General features: G+C 28.8%; 6 protein-coding genes. All 6 read left to right on the top strand.

The genetic code is table 11. The annotated features are described in order from the left end of the window. Nucleotides 1-217, top strand: a 217-nt coding sequence (locus ACYSNX_RS12595; protein WP_461755013.1) for a hypothetical protein, incomplete at its 5' end; no start/stop codon positions are given. A 1,164-nt stretch (nucleotides 218-1,381) separates the two neighbouring features. Continuing rightward, on the top strand, nucleotides 1,382-2,257 hold the full coding sequence (locus ACYSNX_RS12590) for a DUF4007 family protein (protein WP_461755012.1): 876 nt from the start codon (nucleotides 1,382-1,384) through the stop codon (nucleotides 2,255-2,257). Beyond that, entirely contained in the window at nucleotides 2,247-5,483 is a 3,237-nt protein-coding gene (locus ACYSNX_RS12585; RefSeq protein WP_461755011.1) for a hypothetical protein, read from the top strand. The genes ACYSNX_RS12590 and ACYSNX_RS12585 overlap by 11 nt, the downstream gene beginning before the upstream one ends. Before the next feature lie 5 nt (nucleotides 5,484-5,488). Next, the gene (locus tag ACYSNX_RS12580) at nucleotides 5,489-6,607 is read left to right on the top strand and encodes a phosphoadenosine phosphosulfate reductase domain-containing protein (RefSeq protein WP_461755010.1); all 1,119 of its coding nucleotides are present in this window, start codon (nucleotides 5,489-5,491) and stop codon (nucleotides 6,605-6,607) included. 41 nt (nucleotides 6,608-6,648) lie between these two features. Then, entirely contained in the window at nucleotides 6,649-7,221 is a 573-nt protein-coding gene (locus ACYSNX_RS12575) for a DUF262 domain-containing protein (RefSeq protein WP_461755014.1), read from the top strand. Between the two features lie 4 nt (nucleotides 7,222-7,225). Further along, nucleotides 7,226-8,263, top strand: a complete 1,038-nt coding sequence (locus ACYSNX_RS12570) for a hypothetical protein (protein WP_461755009.1) — start codon at nucleotides 7,226-7,228, stop codon at nucleotides 8,261-8,263. The last annotated feature ends 42 nt before the right edge of the window (nucleotides 8,264-8,305 follow it).

Here is an 8,305-nt window from a genome sequence, read left to right as displayed (position 1 = left end):
TTGGAAAAATCACTCCAATGGAGAAATGGGAAATGGACAAACACTTGATTTTAAGCAAGAAAAAAGTAGCCTAAAACATTATACTTTTAAAAATCAAAAATACTCTAGGATTATAGGGGTTAAAACAAACTTACCAGTAACGTTTCGGGATTTGGCATCAGTGATAAAGATAGAAACGATAAGGTTTCAATTCAGTAAGATGGTACACAAAAAGTAATTAATCAAATCAATTTAATAAACAAGTCAAAATTTTAAATCTATCTACTATTTCAACAAAAAACTAACGATTTCGAAATAATTCTCCAGCCCTCTGCAAGAACAAGTCGTTTTGAAAACGAGAATCTCAATTTTGAATGTTTCAAAACATAACTTACCGTTATCTTTCAATAACAAACATAGTTTATTTTGTTAATTTAACCAAAGACGGATCTCAGTAAATTATATACTATTTAATTCTAAAATGTCAAGTTTAAACACTAAATTCAATTTAATATTTAGTAACTACCTATTCCAGTGAAAGTGGACAGGAAATTCTAGGCTAAACCCTAAAAGCATCTAACTTTCAGAGTTTAACCTAATCGACTAGCAATAAGCTAATTGAATTCTATGATTTGCAATGAAACAGCTAGAGAATCCTTCTGATATCATTTGATAAACTTCTTTGTAGATAATAATTTTCAGAATAATATTGATTCGTATTTTCTTTGTCTTTTTGGTTTAAAACAAAAATTATATTTTCTTTCGGGACAAAAGCTCCAAAAGATGAACTATGTAATTATTCTGGAAAAAGTTGCGCAGTCTTGTTGCAAAAAATGGTGTATTCCTATTTAACGATTACAGTAGCTTTTTAAACATAACTTTTTGATTTTCTTTTTTAGCTTCCTCGCATACATATTGAGTTCAATCATCCTCTTAGTCATTTTGGGGATTGAAACAAAATTAAATAGTGCTTGTTATATCCTTTAACAAAGTTATCTTCAGTTCTTTTCTTAATAAATCATATTCTTATAATTTTCAAGTATCACTCGTACTATTGTAATAATTTTTAATCTTAAAACTTCATCCAAGCACTTCTTAGTGTTTTCCCCCCTATATCATAGAGTATTTTTGACTTTATAAAGTATAATGTTTTAGACTGCTTTAAGATTACTTAGAAACAAGAAAATTCTCTTTTATCCTCATTGTAGACCTATAAAACATTCCAAAAAAACTCATTCGTAGTATCTCTATAAAATTCCACAAGCTTGTCTTGCTAAAAAACAAAGCAAATAAAATACCTGAAATGATACATTTTATAGCAACTTCTAAATATTCCTATCGTAAATGGATGAATCTATCCATTTATTGCTTAATTTAGCAAAAAAAAATAATTTAATCAACTATGATACTAAAGTTTTCAGGTCACGATACTTTTCATTGTAAGCAACAGTGGTTATTAAAAGGTTACGAATTTACTGTAAATCAAACATATAGAGAATTCAATCATACTGAGAATGCTATAAAACACCTAGGCATTGGACGAAATATGGTATCTTCTTTAAAGTATTGGTTGGATGCTTTCCATATAACTGAAAATGGTAGAATAACAGCATTCGCTGAAACGATATTTTCTGAAGATAATGGAGTAGACAGATACTTAGAAGACGAAGGAACTTTATGGTTACTTCAATTTTATATTTGTCACTTTAAACATGCAAGTATTTACAATTTAATCTTTACAGAATATTTTATAGATAAAGCTTCTTACGAATTTAATGAAGAAAAAATTATTAGCTTCATAAATAAGTTTAGTGATTCAAATAATATAAAAAGAACAAGTAGCAATACTCTATCCTCAGATTTCAAAGTATTTATTAGATCCTATACTGCAACAAAAAAAGTTGCTAAAAATATTGAAGAAGATGTTAACTCCCCTTTACTAGAACTCAATTTAATAGAAAAAGTAGATAGCAAAGGAGATAGTTATAGAATCAATAAAATTGATCGTGATATTCCTCTTCAGATTCTTGGCTATTGTATTGCAGAATTATCCAATACTATAAAACAAAGTGTAATAGACCAAGGCGTTTTACAAGACACAATTGCAAATTACTTTTGTATGACAAACGAATCTCTACAAGATCATCTAATTCGCTTACACGCAGATCCATTCTTTTCTATATCATATAGTAATACTGCTGGAAATAATAATGTTTCCATAAAAGCTGACGTAGATGAATTAAAAACAAGATTATTAAATAACTATTATGAAGCATAATAATATCTCAACTAATATACTTAGAGATCAGGATAAAGATCTAAACTATATCGTTACACAAAACGCTGTTGAAATATTCAATAGTATTTTTCAAAAGCAAAATTCTGTTACAAAATCATTCACAATAGTTGGTAACTATGGTACAGGTAAATCTACATTTTTATGGGCAGCTGAAAGAAATTTAAATAAAGATAAGTTTTATTTCACGCCGACTTTAGAAAATAACAATGGTTATGATTTTTTTAAAATCGTAGGTGAAAGCGAATCTATCTGTCATAGCATCGCTAATAGTCTAAAAATAAAAGAGAGTGATCATAAATCAATTATGAATGCACTTGAATCACTACGTCTAAAATCTAGCAAAACAGGAAAAGATCTTGTTATTATTATAGATGAATTCGGGAAATTTTTAGAGCAAATAAATAAAACTGGTAATGCAGATGATTTATACCTAATTCAATTAATTGCGGAATGGGCAAATGACGATAGAAAAAATGCATTCTTTATAATTACGCTGCATCAAAACTTTTCTGAATATAGTAATAACTTATCTCAACTTGAAAAAAGAGAGTGGGAAAAGGTAAAAGGTAGATTCAAGGAACTAGTTTTTAATGAACCTATTGAACAGCTTATCTTTTTTGCTAGTGAAGCTTTAAAACAAATTAAGATTTCAGAAGAAGATTGTGCTAACTCACAAGAATTAAACCATTTTATCAAGAATACTAATCTTTTTAAATATAAAGAAGATACTATTGATCAATTACTTGATTCAATATATCCACTAGATTACCTTTCAATAAACACTCTTGTTAGTAGTCTACAGAGATATGGGCAGAATGAAAGATCTTTATTTTCTTTTCTATCTGACTTTGATGCAACAGAAATTGAATCTTTCTATACTGTAAATAATGTATTTGATTATTTAACAAAAAACCTAGCAACTGAGATACATAGTTACAAAAATCCGCATCGAGTGCAATGGCAAATTGCATTTAGAGCACTCGATAGAGCCGAACTAATATTTGAAAACAAGAAGGATTTTGACATCGCTAGCAAATGTATAAAAGCAATTTGTCTATTAAATTTATTTGCAGTAAGTAGCAGTTCCTTGACTAAAGATACTTTAATGCAATATTTCAGTATCACTAATGTCGATTACACTGAATCAGAAATTGATTTTTGTCTTGAAGCATTGCATAAATCGGGAGTAATTAGATACTTCAACCATAGTGGAAAACTAAATTTCTTAGAAGGAACTGATTTAGATATTGAACAGGAATTAAGTGACATTTCTAAAGAAGTTAACCCTAACTTTAAAATAGAGCAGGCAATAATAGAAAATATTACTTTTCCTATTCTATCGGCTAAAAAATATTCTTTCATACATGGCTCTACGAGATATTTTGAATTTAAAGTTATAAATTCATTAGAAGAGATTAGTACAGCTCAAGGAGCAATTGACGGTTACATTAACCTTATTTTTGATGATAAAATAACTGATGATATAATTACACAAAAGTCTGTAAACGCAGGAGCAAATCTATTTGTTTTATATAATAACACTAAAAAAATACATGAGAATCTTTTTAACTTAAAGAAACTTGAGGCAATTAAAGTTAAGAAAAAAGACGACTTAGTAGCAAAACAAATAATAGATAAAGAAGTACAGTATTACACAAATCAATTAGAAAATCTTGTTTTAAATGATTTGTTTGAAAAAGGTAATTCTAATCAATGGTACTACAATGGCTTACCACAAAAAATCCAAGATAAAAAAGCTTTAAATAGACAATTATCTGATATTTGTGCTGAAATATTTAGCAAAGAGCCAATCTTAAAAAATGAGCTAATAAATAGAGAGTTTATCAGCTCTCAAATTACATCGGCAAGAAAAAAATTAATAAAATTACTATTAACAGATAGTTCGAAAGAAAATCTAGGATTTGAAGACAGTAAGTTTCCACCAGAGAAAGCAATATATATTTCATTATTCAAGGATACTGCTATTCATAAAATAGATAATAATTTAGGTTATTATCAATTTTTTGCTCCATCTGATCAAAAGCATGAAAATGCTATTAATAGCAAGTTTCATTATATATGGCAGGAATGTGAAAACTTTTTAGTAAGTGCTTCTAATTCTAGAAGAAACCTAGTAGAACTTTATGACATACTTAGTGAAGCACCATACAAGTTAAAAAAAGGCTTTAGGGATATCTGGATACCTTCTTTTTTAATATTTAAAAAAGAGGATTATGCATTATTCCATGAACAATCAGGATTTATCCCTTACATTGATGAAGAGATACTTGAACTTGTTCATAAAAACCCTTCTAAGTTTAGTTTAAAGTATTACAAAATACAAGGTTTAAAATTGAACCTTTTAGAAAGTTATAAAGAATTAGTACAAGTAAACAACAATGATAATATAGGTGCTAAATCATCTTTTTTGACTGTATTTGCTAGCTTTTTAAGATTTTATAATAATCTTAATGACTTTAGTAAGAAAACTAAAAACATCAGTGCTAAGGCTATTTCCTTTAGGGAATCAATAGATAACGCTAAAGACCCTGAAGATGCTCTATTTAATTTATTTCCACAAGCTCTAGGTTTTAATAGCTATGATTTTGAAGAAGATGAAGAAAAATTAAAGGCATATATTTTTCATATACAAGATGCTATAAAAGAATTAAGAGAGGCTTATGAACAACTTTTAAATAGAATCGAATATAAAATTCGCAGTAGTTTTAGTTGTGAGAAAACAGACTTTAAAGATTATAAAACTGAAATTATTAATCGTCTAAACGGAGTTAAACCTGACCTACTTGAACAACAAAGTAAGGTGTTTTTTAAGCGTCTTACTTCACCTATTGATAATAGGGAATCATGGCTAAAATCAGTAGCTGATGTTGCCTTAAATAAAGCTATTGATCGCATGTTAGATAATGAAGAGGGTATTTTGCTAGCAAACCTCGAAAAATATTCTAGTAACATTCTCTCTGTAATTGATTTACATCAGTTCAAGCAGGAAGAAAACAAAGAAATGGTTTCTATCAACATAATGTATAAAACATCTATCCCTGTTGGAGAAACAATTATTATAGATAAAAACACAAGTTCAAAACTTAATCCAACAAAACAAAAAGTTACAAATTTAATTAGTAACTTGGAAAAGCAAGAAAAAATGCAATTACTATATGAATTGCTAGAAAGTGAATTAAAATAAACAATATGTCAAAAGTAAATCATGTTTTAGGAATCTCTGGAGGTAAAGATAGTGCTGCCTTATCTATATACATGAGCCAAAGGCATCCAGATATAGATATTGAGTACTACACTTGTGATACCGGAAAAGAATTACAAGAAACCTACGACTTAATTAATAAATTAAACTCTGTTTTAGGTAAAAACATACAACTATATAAATCAATGGATGAGGAGAATTCTCCTATGAAGAATCCATTTGATCACTTTTTAGAGATATACGGAGGGTACTTACCCTCCGCTACTGCTAGATGGTGTACTGCCAAAATGAAACTAGAGCCTTTTGAACAGCACGTAGGCACGGCTCCCACTATCTCGTATGTTGGTATTCGAGGAGATGAAAATCGCGACGGATATATCTCAACAAAAGAAAATATTCAGACTATATTTCCTTATAGAAAAAATATCTGGAGTGAAGATGTTATTAGAAAATTTTTGAACAATTCTAATATTGATTTTATAACTAAAGCCTATAAAGACTTAAATCCAGAAAATATAGATTTAATTCTTGAATATGTATCTCAGCCCATATCACTGCGATATACCCAAAAACAAAAACTAAATTCTCTTTTAGATGCAAATACCAAAGTATTTAATCATGTTGTTTTCGCTTGGCTTAAAACAACAGATTATCCAGTTGGTCAACTAGATGAATTTCCTCTTTTAGATAATGATGATAACTTAGATATCAATGATATCTTCCAAATTTTAGAAGACTCTGGGGTTGGTATTCCTGCCTATTACAATCCTATACAATACGAGGTTGAAATAGATGGAGAAATACAACAAGGAACATATTACCGAAGTAGATCTGGATGTTTCTTTTGCTTTTACCAACAAAATATTGAATGGGTATGGTTATTAGAGCAACATCCAACGTTATACGAAGAAGCAATTAAATATGAAAAAGAGGGTTACACCTGGATGGAAGAATCACTCGTTGAACTTAAAAAGCCTGAAAGAGTCAATGCTATAAAAAAAGAACACTATTTAAGAACTAACAAACAAAAAGCAAATCAAGCTACTTCTTGGAAAGACCAAATTCTAGCCGCTGAAGGAGAAGGTTGTGCAAGTTGTTTTATATAGACAATAAGTATGGAATATGAAAATGTAAATTTTAAAGATTTATTCGAAAAAGCACAAAAAAAAATCTAGTTCTACCTGATTTTCAAAGAAAATTTGTTTGGAATACAGAGCAACAAAAGTTACTCTTAGCATCTTTTTTAGTAGATCTACCTATAGGAAATTTTCTTTTGCTAAAAGGAGAAAAAAATGAGTTCTCTGCTAGGCAAATTGGCTACCAAAGTAACATTATTCCAACAGCAGATTGCTACTACCTTCTAGATGGGCAACAAAGACTTTCAACGTTATATAATATATTTAACAATACTTTGGAAAACGTATCTGATACCTTTACTAAAGATGAATTAAATACTAGATATACAGATTTATATCCTAATTTAAGAAATAGATGGTACTTAGATTTAAGTAAGGAGGAGATGTTCGAGAAATTACTTAAAATTATTGACACATCAAGCCCTAGCTTCTATGAACCAGAGTATATATTAGACTTATTTAATTTTTACTCAGTCCCCCTAGAGACTTCAAAAAAAGATAAAGAACATTATCTTAATCCTAGAAATACTTTTAATCTATCTAAACAAAGTAAAAACTTATGTCAAACGAACTACATTAAATAACATAGTGCCTTTATTTGATTTCTTATCTGAGAATAAGCCGATTTATAGTAGATCTTTAAAATCTGCGTTAAGAGATAAAATAGTAATCTACCAAGAAAAAGCTAAAGAAAACCATCTTATTTATGAAAAACACATACCTGATTACCTTATTGATGGCAATGAAGATGATTTAGAAGACTACTGGACTGAATTAAATGACAAATGGTATGAAAGTATAACAAGATACCTTGATGACTTATTAAAAGCAAAAATAAACATACCTGTTTTACCTTCTAGTCAATTAGTACGTGCAACAACTATTTTTGAATATATGAACAAAGGAGGGACAGCATTAGATACTTTTGATATTATGGTTGCTAAATTATTCAAAATCAAAGATGAAAAAACTTTGAATGATTACATAACAGAAGCGTGTAATAGTAAAGTAGCTATTAAAATTTATGATAATAGTATTGAACAAAAGGAATATAACTCTCAATATGCTTTCTTAACTAATAAGGATGGTATCTTGAAGGAGGTTAAAGAATTCTATCTAAATTTAATTGCCCTACATTGTACTGATCCAGCTAAATTAACAACTGAAACATTTAAAAAAAATGGTCTCTATAAACTAAAAAAAGAACAAGTCTCTGAAGTAATTGAACAAGTAAATACTACTTTTGCCAGAACTCTTGCATTTATACAGTTAAATTGCGGAGTAACAAAGTTTACTGACTTTAGTTACAAGCTTTTCCTATTACCTATCGCATTTATTTTGAAGGAGGATAAGCTTTTTACTAATACAAACATAAAAAAAATCGAATACTGGTATTGGGTATCTTTGTTTAGTGGTAGATTTAGAGAAAAACAAAATCAACGAGTTATTGAAGAAATAGAACTGTTAAGTAAATTTATTAATGGCAAAGATAACTCTATCAAAGAACGAAAAGAAACCATGTTTACAGATAAAGACTATTGTGGACATTCCGACGAAAGCGCACCAGCAATCCGGAAAGTGCACCAGTTAAAACAACTGACCTTAAAACTCTCCGTACTTCACTGATTTAAGTAAAGTTAATAATTTTTTCTTGATCTTAGTGATTTT

Source organism: Myroides sp. LJL115, from assembly GCF_054871665.1.
The sequence above is the reverse complement of the archived record's forward strand: the minus strand, read 5'-3'. Positions and strand labels throughout refer to the sequence as shown.

Excerpts from the sequence above, each read along its gene's own strand:
- ACYSNX_RS12590 (WP_461755012.1), top strand. The coding sequence starts at position 1,382 with ATGATACTAAAGTTTTCAGGTCACGATACTTTTCATTGTAAGCAACAG.
- ACYSNX_RS12585 (WP_461755011.1), top strand. The coding sequence starts at position 2,247 with ATGAAGCATAATAATATCTCAACTAATATACTTAGAGATCAGGATAAA.
- ACYSNX_RS12580 (WP_461755010.1), top strand. The coding sequence starts at position 5,489 with ATGTCAAAAGTAAATCATGTTTTAGGAATCTCTGGAGGTAAAGATAGT.